This is a genomic window from Shinella kummerowiae (genome assembly GCF_009827055.1).
GTDB classification, from domain to species: domain Bacteria; phylum Pseudomonadota; class Alphaproteobacteria; order Rhizobiales; family Rhizobiaceae; genus Shinella; species Shinella kummerowiae.
In genome coordinates this window covers 913,056-927,577 of record NZ_WUMK01000001.1, presented here as the reverse complement: position 1 = coordinate 927,577, position 14,522 = coordinate 913,056, and the positions used below count along the sequence as shown (strand labels likewise).

At 63.1% G+C, this 14,522-nt stretch carries 18 protein-coding genes; 13 read left to right on the top strand and 5 right to left on the bottom strand.

The genetic code is table 11. The features are described from left to right. The first annotated feature begins 277 nt into the window (after positions 1-277). From GR138_RS04365 to GR138_RS04350, 4 genes are read left to right on the top strand one after another with little or no spacing between them, the layout of a single operon-like run. On the top strand, positions 278-673 hold the full coding sequence (locus GR138_RS04365; RefSeq protein ID WP_160857436.1) for a DUF2325 domain-containing protein: 396 nt from the start codon (positions 278-280) through the stop codon (positions 671-673). Next, complete coding sequence (locus GR138_RS04360; protein ID WP_160857360.1) at positions 670-939, top strand: hypothetical protein; 270 nt, start codon at positions 670-672, stop codon at positions 937-939. Before GR138_RS04365 ends, GR138_RS04360 begins: the two co-directional genes overlap by 4 nt. Positions 940-953: 14 nt before the next feature. After that, the gene (gene hmuQ, locus GR138_RS04355) at positions 954-1,268 is read left to right on the top strand and encodes a heme-degrading protein HmuQ (RefSeq protein ID WP_160857359.1); all 315 of its coding nucleotides are present in this window, start codon (positions 954-956) and stop codon (positions 1,266-1,268) included. 2 nt (positions 1,269-1,270) lie between these two features. Further along, positions 1,271-1,636: a bleomycin resistance protein gene (locus tag GR138_RS04350; RefSeq protein WP_160857435.1), complete on the top strand. Its 366-nt coding sequence runs from the start codon at positions 1,271-1,273 to the stop codon at positions 1,634-1,636. A 2-nt stretch (positions 1,637-1,638) separates the two neighbouring features. Here the strand turns inward: GR138_RS04350 and GR138_RS04345 are convergent, their stop codons facing one another. Continuing rightward, on the bottom strand, positions 1,639-2,004 hold the full coding sequence (locus GR138_RS04345) for a DUF423 domain-containing protein (protein ID WP_160857358.1): 366 nt from the start codon (positions 2,002-2,004) through the stop codon (positions 1,639-1,641). A gap of 5 nt (positions 2,005-2,009) precedes the next feature. Further along, complete coding sequence (locus tag GR138_RS04340) at positions 2,010-2,426, bottom strand: group II truncated hemoglobin (protein ID WP_160857357.1); 417 nt, start codon at positions 2,424-2,426, stop codon at positions 2,010-2,012. 135 nt (positions 2,427-2,561) lie between these two features. Between GR138_RS04340 and GR138_RS04335 the strand changes: the two genes are divergently transcribed. The 4 genes from GR138_RS04335 (at position 2,562) to GR138_RS04320 (ending at position 5,450) form a co-directional block, all read left to right on the top strand. After that, a complete protein-coding gene (locus tag GR138_RS04335; RefSeq protein ID WP_160857356.1) occupies positions 2,562-3,122 on the top strand; it encodes a TetR/AcrR family transcriptional regulator in 561 nt (186 codons plus the stop codon). 40 nt (positions 3,123-3,162) lie between these two features. Then, on the top strand, positions 3,163-3,504 hold the full coding sequence (locus GR138_RS04330) for a DMT family transporter (protein ID WP_160857355.1): 342 nt from the start codon (positions 3,163-3,165) through the stop codon (positions 3,502-3,504). A 108-nt stretch (positions 3,505-3,612) separates the two neighbouring features. After that, positions 3,613-4,398, top strand: a complete 786-nt coding sequence (locus GR138_RS04325) for a ThuA domain-containing protein (protein WP_160857354.1) — start codon at positions 3,613-3,615, stop codon at positions 4,396-4,398. Between the two features lie 8 nt (positions 4,399-4,406). Then, positions 4,407-5,450 (top strand): Gfo/Idh/MocA family protein, encoded by a 1,044-nt coding sequence (locus tag GR138_RS04320; protein WP_160857353.1) that lies wholly within the window; start codon positions 4,407-4,409, stop codon positions 5,448-5,450. Here GR138_RS04320 and GR138_RS04315 read toward each other — a convergent pair. Further along, positions 5,447-6,463: a LacI family DNA-binding transcriptional regulator gene (locus GR138_RS04315; protein WP_160857352.1), complete on the bottom strand. Its 1,017-nt coding sequence runs from the start codon at positions 6,461-6,463 to the stop codon at positions 5,447-5,449. The genes GR138_RS04320 and GR138_RS04315 overlap by 4 nt on opposite strands. A gap of 337 nt (positions 6,464-6,800) precedes the next feature. Here GR138_RS04315 and GR138_RS04310 point away from each other — a divergent pair, with 337 nt between their 5' ends. Then, positions 6,801-7,898 carry a glycosyltransferase gene (locus GR138_RS04310; RefSeq protein ID WP_160857351.1) on the top strand — a complete coding sequence of 366 codons (1,098 nt, stop codon included), beginning with the start codon at positions 6,801-6,803 and terminating at the stop codon, positions 7,896-7,898. 41 nt (positions 7,899-7,939) lie between these two features. Here GR138_RS04310 and arsC read toward each other — a convergent pair whose 3' ends face one another. Further along, on the bottom strand, positions 7,940-8,362 hold the full coding sequence (arsC, locus tag GR138_RS04305) for an arsenate reductase (glutaredoxin) (protein WP_160857350.1): 423 nt from the start codon (positions 8,360-8,362) through the stop codon (positions 7,940-7,942). A gap of 133 nt (positions 8,363-8,495) precedes the next feature. On the opposite strand from arsC, the gene GR138_RS04300 reads away from it, so the two are divergent. Beyond that, entirely contained in the window at positions 8,496-8,990 is a 495-nt protein-coding gene (locus GR138_RS04300; RefSeq protein WP_160857349.1) for a MarR family winged helix-turn-helix transcriptional regulator, read from the top strand. Then, complete coding sequence (locus GR138_RS04295; protein ID WP_160857348.1) at positions 8,987-9,670, top strand: GNAT family N-acetyltransferase; 684 nt, start codon at positions 8,987-8,989, stop codon at positions 9,668-9,670. The genes GR138_RS04300 and GR138_RS04295 overlap by 4 nt, the downstream gene beginning before the upstream one ends. Before the next feature lie 33 nt (positions 9,671-9,703). On the opposite strand, the gene GR138_RS04290 is transcribed toward GR138_RS04295, so the two are convergent. Continuing rightward, positions 9,704-11,029, bottom strand: coding sequence for an MFS transporter (locus GR138_RS04290; RefSeq protein ID WP_160857347.1), 1,326 nt, complete (start codon positions 11,027-11,029; stop codon positions 9,704-9,706). 291 nt (positions 11,030-11,320) lie between these two features. Between GR138_RS04290 and cyoA the strand changes: the two genes are divergently transcribed. Together cyoA and cyoB are read left to right on the top strand one after the other, a co-directional pair. After that, on the top strand, positions 11,321-12,445 hold the full coding sequence (cyoA, locus tag GR138_RS04285) for a ubiquinol oxidase subunit II (protein ID WP_160857346.1): 1,125 nt from the start codon (positions 11,321-11,323) through the stop codon (positions 12,443-12,445). A 69-nt stretch (positions 12,446-12,514) separates the two neighbouring features. Continuing rightward, the gene (cyoB, locus tag GR138_RS04280) at positions 12,515-14,518 is read left to right on the top strand and encodes a cytochrome o ubiquinol oxidase subunit I (RefSeq protein WP_160857345.1); all 2,004 of its coding nucleotides are present in this window, start codon (positions 12,515-12,517) and stop codon (positions 14,516-14,518) included. Positions 14,519-14,522 lie beyond the last annotated feature (4 nt).

Genomic DNA, 14,522 nt, shown 5'->3' with positions numbered 1-14,522 from the left:
TGAAGCGGAGTGCAAAGGGGATGACTGCATGAATTATGTAACGGCGGGTCGTGCTGACGCGATCCTGAAGGCAGCGGTTGCCGAGCGCGACCGACGCATCGCGGACCTGGAACGCCAGGTTGTCGCGCTCAAGAAACAGATCGCGGTTGCACAGGAGCCGATGCCGGTGGCAGCGCCAGTTGCTGCTCCCAGGGTAGACGTGCAGGCGCCACAGGCGCCGCGCAGCGTGGAAGTCACCAAGATCAAGCGCCGGACCGGCGAAGCGGAGAGGAAGGCGATGCGCGAGAAGCACAGGCAACAGCAGCAGGCCCGCCAGCCGGCCGAGGCGGCCCAGAAGTCCGAAAGCAAGGCCATGCTCGAAGGGCGTAGCTTCCTCTATGTCGGCGGACGGGATTGCCAGGTGGCGCATCTGCGCCAGATCGCCAGCTCCTACGGCGCCAACCTCATCCATCACGATGGGGGCTTGCGCGAAGCGGTTTCGCGCATCGACAACGTTCTGCCTTCGGTCGACTGCGTCTTCTGCCCCATCGACTGTATCAGCCATGATGCCTGCATCCGCGTGAAGACGGGCTGCAAGAAGTGGGAGAAGGCCTTCGTGCCGCTGCGCAATGGCAGCAAATCCTCCTTCGAGCGCGCCCTGCAGAGCATGAGCCAGGAAGGCACTGCCCAGTGAACAATGAAAGACCCGATGCCGTCATGATGATCGGCCTGCACAAGCTCGCCGCGCAGAATGGCGACGGCCTGATCCCGGAACTGTACGCCCTGCTGACCCGTCGTGCGGAAGCGCTGGAAAGCGAGAATGTCACGGAGTTCCCGGTGGCAAGCGCCCGCCCGCCGGCGCGTCTGCCGAGCTTCGAAGGCACGTCCGCTCTTGAAGCGCGCAACGACAATGTCGTAGCGTTTCCTGCGCCGCGTCCTGTGCGGCGGGATTCACTCTGACGTCGAGGTCTTCCATGTTCTTCGCCATGAACCGCTTCCGGATTGTCGTCGGCCACGAAGAGGCCTTTGAAAACATCTGGAAGGGGCGGGATTCCAGTCTGGCGGATATGCCCGGCTTCCAGTCCTTCCATCTGCTGCGGGGCGATACCAATGCGGAAGAGGGCTACACCCTCTTCGCCTCCCATTCCGTCTGGGCGAGCAAGGACGATTTCACCGCCTGGACGAAATCGGAGAACTTTCGGCAGGCGCACAAGAACGCCGCCGACAACCGGGCCATCTATCTCGGCCCGCCGAAATTCGAGGGATTCAGCCTGGTGGAGGGCGCATGAGCATGGCCGAGAATCCCGACCGCATCGAGGTGCTGCCGGTCCTGCCGTCCCTCGATATCCAGCAGACGTTCGATTTCTATACGACGCTGCTCGGCTTTAGCGAGGTCGTGTATCGGGCGGACGATTATCTCATCCTTCGCCGCCCCGACATGGAGCTGCACTTTCGGCTCACCGACGACCGGACGCTCTGCGAACGCACCTCCGTCTATCTGCGCGGCGGCGGTATTGGTGACCTGCACCGCGAGTTCAGCGAACGCGATGTGCCGACGCTGACGCCGATGGCGGTGCGGGCGTGGAACATGGAAGAGTTTTATATCCACGATCCACACGGCAACCTGCTGCGCTTTGCCCGTATTCCGAAGCGCTGAGGTCAGGCCTGCCGTTTCGGCAGGAACGCGCCGAGCGCCACGGCAAGCCAACCCGCCATCATGATCACGCCGCCGGTCGGCGCCGACATCGGGAAGAGGCCGTGCCCCGCTGCATGCCGCAGGACGAGATCGCCGGCGAAGATCGCCGTGCCGATCGCGAGCAGCAGGGCGGCGAGCGGTGCCGTGCGCATGGTCGGCCAGGCGGCGTAGAGCGCAATCAGCGCCGGCGCATGGGCAAGGCACATGGCGGAGGCGCCGGCCATCAGGCGCGGATCGCTGCCATGCGAGGCGGCGGCCGCGGTGACGACGCCGGTGAGGCCCATCAGGCCGGCGACGAGCAAGGTCGCGGAGCGGAGCGAAAACGCCATCGGGTTCATTCCTGGTTCTGCATGTGGTGTGCAAGCCGCGTCACCGGCTCGAGGATGATGGTGCGCAGGCCCTCGCTCGGCACGGTCTCTTCCAGTGCGCGGACGAAGCAGAGCAGCCATTCGTCGCGCTCCGCCGGCCCGATCGGCGCCACGAAGTGGCGGCGGCGCAGCATGGGATGGCCGCGTTTTTGCGTATAGAGCGGCGGGCCGCCAAGCCAGCCGGTCAGGTATTCGTAGAGCTTTTCCTCGCTGCCGGAGAGATCCGGCGGGTGGATGGCGCGACAGCGCGCGGCTTCCGGCAACGTATCCATCAGTTGGTAGAACCGGTGCGTGAGCGCGCGCACGGCAACATCGCCGCCGACCGCCTCGTAAAGGGTGATCGTCTCGCCCTGCCGTTCCTGATTGTCGTCCGTGTCGGCCATGCGCTTTTCCCGTTCTCCCGGTCTTAGCGCGCTGCGGGCGGGCCGGCAATGCCGGCCACTCGCCTGCGACGAAGCGCGCAAACCGCTGCTTGCCCGCCAGATTGACAGAAAACCGTCCAGACGGTATGTTTTGTCATGAGCAAGGCACACCATCGCAAAAAACACCCCGAAGCCGTCCGCCAGCAATTGCTGGAGGTCGCGGGCAAGCTGTCACTGGAGAAGGGGCCGGCCAGCGTCACGCTCGACGCGGTGTCGCAGGCGGCGGGCGTCAGCAAGGGTGGCTTGCTGCACCATTTTCCCAACAAACTCTCGCTACTCGACGGCCTGTTCGTCAACCTCACGGAAAAGCTCGACCGGGCAATTTCCGACAAGATGCGCGACGACCCGGAGCCGAAAGGGCGCTTCACCCGCGCCTATGTCTCGGTCTTCTTCCAGCCCGAGGGCATGGAGGACGGCGAGCAGTGGAAAGTTTTGACCATCGCGCTGATTTCCGAGCCACACCTGCGCGACCGCTGGCGACAATGGGTCGAGCGATATCTTGCCGAAAATGTCGGCACGGATTCGTCGCCTGATGCCATGCTCGTGCGTTACGCCGTGGATGGCCTCTGGCTCGCCGACCTGCTCGGTTCACCGACCATGGATTCCGCCGCGCGCGCCGCCATGCTGGAGCGGTTGCTGACGCTGTCGCGATCCTGACTTCGTTACAAGGGGCGCCCCGGTGCGCCGGAGCACTGCCATGAACCTCACCACCGTCTATGCCGTCCTCGTCGTCGCCATCGTTTTCGAGGTCCTCGGCACCTCGGCCATGCAGGCTGCGCAGCATTTCACGCGCCTCGTGCCGACCGTCACGATGGTCGTCTGCTACGCCATCGCTTTCTTCTTCCTGTCGTGGAGCCTGCGTTACGTACCGGTCGGCATTGCCTACGCGATCTGGAGCGGTCTCGGCATCGTGCTGATCTCGCTCGTCGGCTATTTCGCCTTCGGCCAGAAGCTCGATCCTGCCGCCATGCTCGGCCTCGGCCTGATCATTGCCGGCGTTCTTGTGCTGAACCTTTTCTCCAAATCGACATTCCACTGAAAGAGAGCCGAAATCGAAAGGCCCCCCGCTTGCCAAGAAGCGGGTCTGGTTCTATCGATTCCGTCGAATTGAAAGCGGTTTCAATTTCCGGCTTTAGAGGAATGGCACATGGCAATACGCACCATCGTATGGGGTGAGAACATCCACGAGCAGACGAACGAGATCGTGCGCTCGATCTATCCGAACGGCATGCACAACACGATCGCGGATGCGCTGAACAGGGACCCGGCGATCAAGGCCGGAACCGCCACCCTGCAGGAGCCGGAGCATGGCCTGACCGAGGCGCGCCTTGCCGAGACGGATGTGCTCGTCTGGTGGGGCCACAAGGACCACGGCGCCGTGAACGACGAGGTGGTGGAGCGTGTCGCCAGGCGCGTCTGGGAAGGCATGGGCCTTCTCGTCCTGCATTCCGGCCACTTTTCCAAGATCTTCAAGCGCCTGATGGGCACGCCCTGCGCGCTGAAATGGCGCGAGGCCGGCGAGCGCGAGCGTCTCTGGGTCATCAACCCGCGCCACCCGATTGCCGAGGGGCTCGGCGAGAATTTCGTGCTGGAGAACGAGGAAATGTACGGTGAGCAATTCTCCGTGCCGGAGCCGCTGGAAACGGTGTTCATCTCCTGGTTTGCCGGTGGCGAGGTGTTCCGCTCCGGCATGACGTGGCGCCGCGGCGCCGGCAATGTCTTCTACTTCCGCCCCGGCCACGAGACCTACCCGACCTATCACGACGCTACTGTCCAGAAGGTGCTCGCCAACGGCGTGAAATGGGCCTTCAACCCGCAGGGCACCTACGCGGCCATCCACGACGCGCCCAACGTGCCGGTCGAACTGGCGCTGGAGCCGATCGAAGAGCGGGGTCCGAAACTGCATGAAGCCGGCGAAGCCGGTTACCGCTGAGGCCCTCCATGCGTCTTCTCATTCTTGGAACCGGCGGCATGGCCAACAACCATGCCCAGCATTTCGCGGCGATCGATGGTGTCGAACTGGTAGGGGCCGTCGACGTCGACCCCTTGCGCGCAAAAGCCTTTGCCGATCAGCACGGCATCCCCAACGTCTTCACGTCGCTGGAGGACGCCATCGCCTGGGGTGATTTTGACGCGGCCACCAACGTGACGCCCGACCGCGCACATCACCCGACGACGCTGGCATTGCTTGCCGCGGGCAAACACGTCATGTGCGAAAAACCCTTGGCGGAAAACTACGCCAAGGCGGACGAGATGGCGCGGGCGGCTGAAGCCTCCGGCCTTGTCACCATGGTGAACCTCACCTATCGCAACGTCGCCCCCTTGCAGAAGGCGCGCGACATGGTGCTGGCCGGCGAGATCGGCCACGTGCGCCATGTCGAGGCGTCCTACCTGCAAAGCTGGCTCGTCTCCAAGGCCTGGGGCAATTGGGCGACCGAAAGCCAGTGGCTCTGGCGCCTTTCGACGCGGCACGGCTCGAACGGTGTTCTCGGCGATGTCGGCATCCATATCCTCGATTTTGCCAGCTATGGAGCGGCAAGCGACGTGGACCACGTCTTCGCGCGGCTGAAGGCCTTCGACAAGGCGCCGGACAACCGCATCGGCGAATATGATCTCGACGCCAATGACAGCTTCGCCATGACCGTCGACTTCGCCAATGGCGCGCTCGGCGTGATCCATTCGAGCCGCTGGGCGACGGGCCATCTCAACGAACTGCGCCTGCGCATGCATGGCGACAGGGGCGCGCTGGAAGTGGTCCATTCGACGGAGGGCTCGAGCCTGCGCGGTTGCCTCGGCGAGGATGTCGAAAAGGCCGTCTGGCGGGAGATCGACGCCGGCACCGTGCCGACCAATTACCAGCGCTTTGCGGCCGCCGTAACCGCTGGTGAACAGGTTGAGCCGGGGTTCCGCCACGCCGCCGAGCTTCAGAAGATCCTCGATCTCGCCATCGAGACCGAGAAGGAGCGCCGGGAACTGAAGGTCTAGTTCGGAGCGGGGCCTGTTGAACCGCGTCTGACGAAATCGACCTCCCAAACCTCCTGCAGGGTTTCGGGCAGTTCGCCCTGCAACAGCCGCAACGTCATTTCACCGATTCGTTCGCCTGCTGCGCGGATCGGTGATTGCGTCGTGGTGACGGACGGCACGAGGTTTTCAGGGCTGAGATAGGGAAAGACGTCGTCGTGGGCGACAAGCGACACGTCCTGCCCAAGCCTGAGACCTGCGACGCGGATCGCCCGCATCGCGCCGAGCGCCGACATCATCGAGCCGGCGATGACGGCCGTCGGCGGCGCGGGGAGGGCGAGGAAGGATTGCATCAGGCGGAAGCCGGTCTCGTCGGTGAATTCGCCCTGGCCGATCAGCGCGGGATCCATCGCAATACCGTGAGCCTGCAAGGTCGCGCGGTAGCCGTTGTCCCGGTCATGGGCATAGGTACTGCTCGTGTCACCGTTGATCAGCGAGATACGGCGATGACCGTGATCGGCAAGATGCTGGATGGCCGTCTCGATCGCTCCGAAATTGTCGATGTCGAGATAGGCGAACGGTTTTGCCGCCTCGCTTCGCCCGTGAACGATGAAGGGCAGGTCGAGCGACTGCAACAAGGCGATGCGCGGGTCGGCGCAGCCCGGCGTGTGCAGGATAACCGCATCCACCCGCTTGCTGGCGGCAAATCCGCGATAGGCGGCTTCCTCGTCTTCCAGCGTTTCGACGGTCGAGACAAGGATGTCGATGCCATCCTTCTGAAGGGATGTCGAAAGCCCGCCCATGAATTCGCTGGAATGCGGCCCGAAGCGCCCGCCACCCTGGAAGACGATGCCGATGGCGCCGGCCCTTCCGGTTGCAAGCCGCTGGGCGCTGATGTTCGGCCGGTAACCGAGCCGCTCGGCCGCCTCAAGCACGCGCGCCCGCGTCTCCGCCTTCACCTCCGGATAACCGCTCATCGCGCGGCTCACCGTCGTCTGAGACAGGCCGATGAGGTTGGCAAATTCCTTGAGGTTCATCCTGCGTCCCTGGGCGCGAGCGGTGTTTTCCTTTGTTATGGACGCTCGGACGCCATGCGGCAAGCAAAGGGCGAGGACGTCGGCTGGAGCGTGCGGCACGGTTCCAGTGCGGCACACGCCGACATTTCTCTATGGTTGTAAAATCCGCCTTGAAATTTGACGATAGCAAATTAATGTAAAATTATTAACGATAAGGTTGTGTCCTGGTGGTGCAGTTCGCCTGCACGCCTTCGACGTCAGAGAATGGCAGGCCAGGGCAACAACCTGGCTGGGGCGTTTTGTTTTCGGGCCGGGGGCGGCCCGGAAGCGGTTTTGCAGTGATTGTCGGGAGAACATCATGCAGGCGGGCTCGGAGATGCCAGCCGCAATGGGTCCGGCTGTGCGCTCGGACCTGCGGCTTGAAACACGCGCGAAGTCCGCCACCCGGGCGGGCCAGCCGGTACAAGCGGCAAATGCCGCCGATGCCGCCGGACGCGTCCTTGTTTATTCACGGTCCCAAACCGGTCGCCGCCCGGCCTATCTTCGAGTGATGGAGCAATTGTTCGATGCGCGCAAGGCGCGCCTGCGCGATCTGTTTTTCTCTCGCTCGCCCGTTCTGTTCCTTATGATAGAGGAAGCATTCGTTCTCTATCTCGCGGCAAGTCTGCTGCGGGCGCTGACCGGCGGGCGTACCGCTGGATTGCTGCTCCGTCCGATGCCGGTTGTGATGTCCCGTCGACCCGTTGAGCGCTGCAAGCGGCTCGCCTTACAATGGCTCAAGCGCTTGCCCCGCTGCCAGACGTTGACGATCGTTCCCTTCAGTGTTTTTCCGCCATTTTCCAGCGTTGCCAGTGGCTGGATCTATGATTTCCAGCTTTGGGACCTGACCGGCGATGAACGCGATGCTGTCGACACCCTGCGTCGTGAGCGCCATCCGCCTGAATATGGTGTGGTGACGGCGATCGGCACGCAGAGCCGCCGCAAGGGTTTTGATCTCTTCGCCGATACCTATACACGCTCGTGCGACTTGCGCCGGCGCTTCCAGTTCCTTGCCTGTGGCAAGGTCGCACCAGGTGTCGCGGATTATGCGGCCGCCTTCTGCGAGGCGGGCGGCGTCGCTGTCGATCGCGCGGTTTCCGACTGCGAATTGCTGGGGGCTTACGCGGCGAGCGATGCGGTCTGGTGCCTTTATCCGCCGGCCGGCGATCACGCTTCGGGCATTCTCGGGCGCGCGGCGCAATTGGGCATTCCCGTCGTCGTGCGCTACGGGTCGCTGGCGCATCGTCTCTGTATCGTGGAAAACATCCTGCATGTCGCGACGACGGCCGACCGGGTGGCGGAGCGTCTCGCCGACCCCTTGCCGCCGCGTGACGCCACACGCGGCCGCCTGATGGCGCTGCGTTTTGCACGCGAAAGCGAGGCGGCATTGCGGGCCGCCTTCGGATGGGCGGGGTAGTTGCGGCGTCGCATCGGCGTTGAGTGGTCTGGACGGCCCTGTCAGCCGATGCGCTTGCCGTCGGCGCCGATGACCACCTGTCCATCTTCCTTCGCGAAGGGCCCTCTGTGGGTCTCTGGCAAGATGTCCAGCACGGCTTCGGAAGGCCGGCAAAGCCGGGTTCCAAGCGGTGTCACCACGAAGGGGCGATTGATGAGGATGGGATGCGCGAGCATGTGGTCGAGCAGGGCATCGTCCGTCAGCGATAGATCGGCAAGCCCGAGTTCCGCATAGGGCGTGTCCTTCTCACGAAGCGCTTGGCGTACCGAAAGGCCGGCTTCGCCGATCATCGCCTTCAATGTGTCCTTTGTGGGCGGTGAGGACAGATAATCGATGACGACCGGTTCGATCCCGGCGTTGCGGATCATCGCGAGCGTGTTGCGCGAGGTGCCGCATGCCGGATTGTGATAGATTTTCGTGTCCATATCTCGCTGCCTCGTTTGCTCCTGACCGGAGGCCATGCATGCGGTGGCTCATCGCGCGGGTCAAGGCCTCCCTGCTCCTTGACAGGTCGTGCGCCGATTAATATAACGCGTTATATAACGTGGAATGGATGCTATGCCGGAAGATATCGTTCGTGCCCTCGGTTACCTGTGCCTTGGCACGCGGCTGCGCCGCATCGGCGAACAGGTGCAGGCGGAAACGCAGCGCATCATGGAGCGCATGGATGCGCCGCTGCAGGCGGGTCAGTATCCTCTTCTTGCCGCGATCGACCGCGTCGGACCGCTTTCGGTGGGGGAGTTGGCGGAAACGCTCGGCATAACCCAGCCGGGCGTGACCCGCATGGCCGGCCTGCTCGCGGAAGCGGGATACCTGACAGCGCGCAAGGAAACGGGCGACCAGCGCATCAGGCGCCTGGCGCTGACGGAGGAGGGGCAGGCGCTGATCGCCCGCTCGAAACAGGATATCTGGCCGCTCATCGAGGCGGCCGTCCGGAACGTTTGCGAACCGCTCGGCGGCAGCCTGATAGACCAACTCGATCAACTGGAAGACGCCCTCGCCGAGGCGCCGCTCGATCGCCGTGCCCGGGCGCTGGAAGGACAGCAGCCATGACCATGCTTCTCGACAGGCCGATCTGGAGTGCGCTCACCACCCGGCATGCAGCACTCGCCGCGGGAGACGGCCGCGCCCGCCGCTATCAGCCCGGGATCCTGCCGTTCGCGGCTTCCTCGAACGACGATCCGCAGGCTATTGCCGACCTTGCCGAACTGGCATCCCAAGGCGAGACCTTGCTCTTCCTGCAGGCCGATCCGGTCGTCGCGCCGGCCGGTTTCGCGGTGCTGACCGCCGCGCCGGCCGTCCAGATGATCGCAGCCGCCGTTCCTTCCCCGTTGCCGGATGATGCCATCGTTCCGCTGGGGATAGCCGATGCCGAGGAAATGCTGGCGCTTGCGACTTTGACGAAGCCCGGCCCTTTTTCCCTGCGGTCTCTCGATCTCGGGCGCTTCTGGGGCGTGCGCGAGGGCGGTCGGCTCGTCGCCATGGCGGGCGAGCGCATGAAGCAGCCGGGCTATACGGAACTGAGCGGGGTCTGCACCCATCCCGACCACCGGGGCAGGGGCTATGCCCGTCGTCTTTCGCTGCATGTCGCCGCCCGGATCATCGAAGCCGGAGACAGGCCCTACCTGCACGCCTATGCCAGCAACGTCGCCGCGGTCGCGCTCTATGAGGCGATCGGCTTCACCCTGCGCTGCCCGATGTATGTGGCGGCGCTGCAAAAGCCGGCCGATTGATCATCGCCGCCCGGCGCGCGTCCGCCGACGGCTTTAATGCTGGTCCAGCGTCCTTGTCAGCGTCAATGCCGCAATCGTGCAGATCGCACCGGAGATCAGGTAGCCGCCGATGAAGATGATGCCGAAGCTGCTGGCGAGACCGAGGGCCACGAGCGGTGCAAAACCCGCACCCAGCAGCCAGGCGAGGTCTGAGGTGAGGGCCGCACCGGTATAGCGGTAGTATTGTGTGAAGCGCGACGATACGGCACCGGACGACTGACCAAAGGTCAGGCCGAGGATGAAGAAGCCGATCAGGATATAGGCGTCCTGCCCCTTGCCGCCCGAATCAAGCAGGAAGGGCGCGGAGAACGAGAAGATCGCGATCAGGATCGCGCCGAGCATCAATTCGTTGCGCCGGCCGATGCGGTCGGCGATGAAGCCGGACAGCACGATGCCGACCGCGCCAAGTGCGGCACCCGCAACCTGCACCCAGAGGAATTGCGCCGCCGACTGGCCGCCGAAAAGCGTGATCCAGCTCAGCGGAAAGATCGTGACGAGGTGAAACATCGCGAAGCTTGCGAGCGGCACGAAGGCGCCGAGCACCACGTCCATGCTGTGTTTGCTGAGCATCTCGAAGATCGGCCGCGCCTGCAGTTCCTGCGCCTCCATCGCCGCGCCGAACTCCTTGCTGGCGACGATGCGCAGGCGCGCAAAGAGCGCCACAACGTTGATCGCGAAGGCGACGAAGAACGGATAACGCCAGCCCCAGGCGAGGAAATCGGCCTCGGAGAGGCTGCTGACCATGTAGCCGAAGAGAATGCTGGCCAGCGCAAAGCCGATCGGCGCGCCAAGCTGCGGGATCATCGCATACCAGCCACGGCGGTTTTCCGGTGCGCTGAGGTTCAGGAGCGAGGCGAGGCCGTCCCAGGCGCCGCCAAGCGCAAAACCTTGACCCAGCCGGAAGAGTGCCAGCAAAGCAACGGCCCAGTATCCGAGCGTTTCATACCCCGGCAGGAAGGCGATCGACGCGGTTGAGCCGCCGAGGATGACGAGGGCGACCGTCAGCTTCGTGCCGCGGCCATAGTTGCGGTCGATCCACATGAAGACGAAGGAGCCGACCGGACGCGCCAGGAAGGCGAGGGGAAACAGCGCAAACGACATCAGCGTCGCCGCGACCGCATTGGGCGCGAAGGGGAAGATGAGCTTCGGGAAGACCAGGATGGAGCCGAGGCCGTAGACGAAGAAGTCAAAGAACTCCGAGGTCCGGCCGATCACCACGCCGATGGCGACGCTGCCTGGCGACAGCGGCTTGTCGTCGTCATGCATGCGACGGGCGTCTCGTTCGAGACCGGAGGACGATGGATTAGCGACCGAACTCATGAATTTCTCCGAGCGATGTGCGCCATGTCTTTCGAGTGTTGACTATTCGGCGTGCAATATCAAGAATTGGCTTGAACGTTCGAACGCCATGGAGGTTCGTAGACCGATAGGTTCGGCCCTCGACCCGCTTGGCAACCGATGGAATTGCGCTAGTTCAAATTTGTGGCCTCGAACAGTCATAAATGTCCTATCGCACTGCGACAGAATGCTGCGCTGCGACGAAGCACCTCATTTCCAAGCGCCGCCGCGCCCGAGTAATGCCGACTAGACAGAACGCAAGTTGAGGCCGCAATGCCCACGTCTTTCAGTTTAGCCCGACTATCGATCATCCTGCCGCTGATGCTCCTGACGCTCTCGGGGTGTAACATGGTCGTCATGTCGCCCTCCGGCGACATCGCCGCGCAGCAGCGGGATCTCATCGTCATCTCGACGATCCTGATGCTGATCATCATCATCCCCGTGATCCTGCTGACGGTGTATTTCGCCTGGCATTACCGCCAGTCGAACACGGCCGCGAAATATGATCCAGAGTGGCACCATTCGACCGGCCTCGAAGTCATCATCTGGTCGGCGCCGCTCGCCATCATCATCGCGCTCGGCGCGATTACCTGGGTCAGCACGCACAAGCTCGATCCCTACCGTCCGCTCGACCGGATCGATGCCGCGCGACCGGTCACCGAAGAGGTCAAGCCGATCACCGTCGAGGTCGTGGCGCTCGACTGGAAATGGCTGTTCTTCTATCCGGACTACGGCATCGCCACGGTCAACGAGATGGCCGCCCCCGTCAACGTGCCGATCAATTTCAAGCTCACCGCATCCTCTGTGATGAACTCCTTCTACGTGCCCGCCCTTGCCGGCATGATCTACACGATGCCCGGCATGCAGACGAAGTTGCACGCCGTCATCAACAAGCAGGGCGAGTACGAGGGACTGTCGTCGAACTACAGCGGCGATGGCTTCTCCCACATGCGCTTCAAGTTCCACGGACTGGACCAGGCCGGCTTCGATCAGTGGGTCGCCCGGGTCAAGCAGGGCGGCACGATGCTCAACCGCGACGCCTACCTGAAGCTCGAAAAGCCGAGCATCAAGGAGCCCGTGCGCTACTATTCCGCCGTGGAAAACGGGCTCTATGAGGCGGTGCTCAACATGTGCGTGCGCGCCGGCCAGATGTGCATGAAGGAAATGATGCATGTCGACATGATGGGCGGCGGCGGGCTCGAGAGCCACGAGAACAAGGCCAAGCTCGAGCACGACAATCGCCATGCGGACAGTGCCAGCGGCCACACGGAAGAGGCGGCGCCCGGCGCCACCTTCCCGGAAACCGGCAATCCCGCGCGCAGCGAAGAACCGGCCGAAGGCATCGAGGACCGGCAGGAGGAGCCGGCCACGATGAACCACGACATGCACAAGATGTAATGGGACGCCACCGCACGCGCCGACCCCGGCGCGTGCGCAATGCCCTCACGAAACGATATTGGACAGCCCATGTTCGGCGACATCAGCCTCACGCAATTCATCTTCGGTCGGCTTACCCTCGAAGCGATCCCCTACCACGAGCCCATTCTCGTCGCGACCTTCATCGCCGTGGCGCTCGGTGGCATCGCCATTCTTGGCCTGATCACGAAGTTCAAGCTCTGGGGCTATCTCTGGCACGAGTGGTTCACCAGCGTCGATCACAAGAAGATCGGCATCATGTACATCATCCTGGCGATCATCATGCTGCTGCGCGGCTTTGCCGACGCGATCATGATGCGTATCCAGCAGGCGATCGCCTTCAACGGCAATGAGGGCTACCTCAACCCGCATCACTACGACCAGATCTTTACCGCGCACGGCGTGATCATGATCTTCTTCGTAGCCATGCCCTTCGTCACCGGCTTCATGAACTATGTCATGCCGTTGCAGATCGGCGCGCGCGACGTCTCCTTCCCGTTCCTCAACAATTTTTCCTTCTGGATGACGACCGGCGGCGCCATCATCATCATGATGTCGCTTTTCGTCGGCGAATTCGCCCGCACCGGCTGGCTCGCCTACCCGCCGCTCTCCGGCGCGGACTACAGTCCCGGCGTCGGGGTCGATTATTATATCTGGGGCCTGCAGGTGGCCGGCGTGGGCACCACGTTATCCGGCATCAACCTGATCGCCACCATCGTCAAGATGCGCGCACCCGGCATGACCTTCATGAAGATGCCGATCTTCACCTGGACGTCGCTGTGCACCAACATCCTGATCGTCGCGACCTTCCCGATCCTGACGGCGACGCTCGCGCTGCTGTCGCTCGATCGCTATGTCGGCACGAACTTCTTCACCAATGACCTTGGTGGCAACCCGATGATGTATATCAACCTCATCTGGATCTGGGGCCATCCGGAGGTCTATATCCTCGTGCTGCCGGCCTTCGGCATCTTCTCCGAGGTGGTCGCGACCTTCTGCGGCAAGCGCCTCTTCGGCTACGCCTCGATGGTCTATGCCACCTGCGTGATCATGATCCTGTCCTACCTCGTGTGGCTGCACCACTTCTTCACGATGGGTTCGGGCGCCTCGGTCAACGCCTTCTTCGGCATAACCACCATGATCATCTCGATCCCGACGGGGGCGAAGATGTTCAACTGGCTGTTCACCATGTATCGCGGCCGCATCCGCTACGAGCTGCCGATGCTGTGGACCATCGGCTTCATGATCACCTTCGTCATCGGCGGCATGACGGGTGTGATGCTGGCCATCCCGCCGGCCGATTTCGTGCTGCACAACTCGCTGTTCCTCATCGCTCACTTCCACAACGTCATCATCGGCGGCGTGCTGTTCGGGCTGATGGCGGGCCTAGTCTACTGGTGGCCGAAGGCCTTCGGCTACAAGCTCGATGCATTCTGGGGCAAGATGAGCTTCTGGTTCTGGCAGATCGGCTTCTTCTTCGCCTTCATGCCGCTCTATGTGCTCGGCCTGATGGGGGTCACCCGCCGCGTCAGCCAGTTCGAGGATCCTTCCCTGCAGATCTGGTTCATCATCGCGGCCTTCGGCGCCGCCCTGATTGCGCTCGGTATCGGTTCCTTCATCATCCAGCTCATCGTCAGCTTCCTGAAGCGCGACCAGTTGCGCTGCGACAGCGGCGACCCTTGGGATGGCCGTACGCTGGAATGGTCGACCTCGTCGCCGCCGCCGGACTACAACTTTGCCTTCACGCCGGTCGTGCACGACCATGACGGCTGGTACGACATGAAGAACCGTGGCTACGAGCGTCCGGTCACCGGCTTCAAGCCGATCCACATGCCGAAGAACACCGGCACGGGCGTCATCCTGTCGGCTCTCAGCGTCGCGCTCGCCTTCGCGCTGATCTGGTACATCTGGTGGCTGGCGGCCGTCTCCTTCATCGGCATCATCGCCGTGTCGATCGCCCACACCTTCAACTACAACCGTGATTTCTTCATCCCCGTCGAGACCGTGACGGCGACGGAAGATGCACGCACCAAACTGCTCGCAGAACGGACCTGAGCCC

Coding starts and splice junctions, on each gene's coding strand:
- GR138_RS04365 (WP_160857436.1), top strand. CDS start 278: ATGCGCGAGAAGCACAGGCAACAGCAGCAGGCCCGCCAGCCGGCCGAG.
- hmuQ (WP_160857359.1), top strand. CDS start 954: ATGTTCTTCGCCATGAACCGCTTCCGGATTGTCGTCGGCCACGAAGAG.
- GR138_RS04350 (WP_160857435.1), top strand. CDS start 1,271: ATGGCCGAGAATCCCGACCGCATCGAGGTGCTGCCGGTCCTGCCGTCC.
- GR138_RS04345 (WP_160857358.1), bottom strand. CDS start 2,004: ATGGCGTTTTCGCTCCGCTCCGCGACCTTGCTCGTCGCCGGCCTGATG.
- GR138_RS04340 (WP_160857357.1), bottom strand. CDS start 2,426: ATGGCCGACACGGACGACAATCAGGAACGGCAGGGCGAGACGATCACC.
- GR138_RS04335 (WP_160857356.1), top strand. CDS start 2,562: ATGAGCAAGGCACACCATCGCAAAAAACACCCCGAAGCCGTCCGCCAG.
- GR138_RS04330 (WP_160857355.1), top strand. CDS start 3,163: ATGAACCTCACCACCGTCTATGCCGTCCTCGTCGTCGCCATCGTTTTC.
- GR138_RS04325 (WP_160857354.1), top strand. CDS start 3,613: ATGGCAATACGCACCATCGTATGGGGTGAGAACATCCACGAGCAGACG.
- GR138_RS04320 (WP_160857353.1), top strand. CDS start 4,407: ATGCGTCTTCTCATTCTTGGAACCGGCGGCATGGCCAACAACCATGCC.
- GR138_RS04315 (WP_160857352.1), bottom strand. CDS start 6,463: ATGAACCTCAAGGAATTTGCCAACCTCATCGGCCTGTCTCAGACGACG.
- GR138_RS04310 (WP_160857351.1), top strand. CDS start 6,801: ATGCAGGCGGGCTCGGAGATGCCAGCCGCAATGGGTCCGGCTGTGCGC.
- arsC (WP_160857350.1), bottom strand. CDS start 8,362: ATGGACACGAAAATCTATCACAATCCGGCATGCGGCACCTCGCGCAAC.
- GR138_RS04300 (WP_160857349.1), top strand. CDS start 8,496: ATGCCGGAAGATATCGTTCGTGCCCTCGGTTACCTGTGCCTTGGCACG.
- GR138_RS04295 (WP_160857348.1), top strand. CDS start 8,987: ATGACCATGCTTCTCGACAGGCCGATCTGGAGTGCGCTCACCACCCGG.
- GR138_RS04290 (WP_160857347.1), bottom strand. CDS start 11,029: ATGAGTTCGGTCGCTAATCCATCGTCCTCCGGTCTCGAACGAGACGCC.
- cyoA (WP_160857346.1), top strand. CDS start 11,321: ATGCCCACGTCTTTCAGTTTAGCCCGACTATCGATCATCCTGCCGCTG.
- cyoB (WP_160857345.1), top strand. CDS start 12,515: ATGTTCGGCGACATCAGCCTCACGCAATTCATCTTCGGTCGGCTTACC.